Source organism: Vibrio sp. YT-19(2023), assembly GCF_033337395.1.
Genome location: NZ_JAWOQN010000400.1, coordinates 1 through 762, shown reverse-complemented (window position 1 = coordinate 762; position 762 = coordinate 1). Strand labels below are relative to the sequence as shown.

Here is a 762-nt window from a genome sequence, read left to right as displayed (position 1 = left end):
GTTCGATGTAGCGATCTATTGCTTCTAGATCAAAGCGCGAATCTTTGCGGCTGGTTTCAAATGCAGAGATATGGCGCTGCATCAATGCAATCACGGTGTCATTACACGCGCGACTAAGCAGCAGATCATCAGGATGGTTACGCATTTCCTGTACCAGCATCTGAATCAGCTTCTGAATTTGACCATCGAGTTGAAAATAAAGGTGGGAACGTTCTAGGTTATTGATCTTCTGAAGCATCTCAGGGTCATCATTGGTCGGCTTCGGCATATTCAGCACTAAATATCCGACTGATGAATCACGCCGCCGAAAGCATGATCAGAGCATGCTGTTACCACACAACCTTGCCCAGGACCGACTAAATTACCCTGCCCACGGACTTCGAATTCCGCTTGACCTTTCAACCCAATCACGATCTGCGTGTAAGCATGATCATGGCAATCCATATAAGATGGCAGCGTGATCAGTTCTGCTGGTTTTGGCAGCATACTTTCTTTATATGGTGGGGCTTTCGGGTTATCTGAGTCACTCATTTCACACGGTCATCTTAAGCGTTCGGCTTACATCGAGGCATGATATACCTTCTCGGTTGCCTTGCAAATCTCCACGAAGCCAATCGCGCAAGATCAAACCAACAAGATCAACCCCAACCACATGATCATAGTTCCGGAACGATGATCATGCGAGATTAACTTACGGTCAATGGACAACCAACTTTCTTAACAAAAACGGGGAGAGAGAAAGGGTGGGCATTGGCACCAAGC

At 46.9% G+C, this 762-nt stretch carries 1 pseudogene; it reads right to left on the bottom strand.

The features are described from left to right. A pseudogene (locus R7E78_RS26170) lies at positions 1-531 on the bottom strand (AraC family transcriptional regulator); the annotation flags it as partial. Positions 532-762 lie beyond the last annotated feature (231 nt).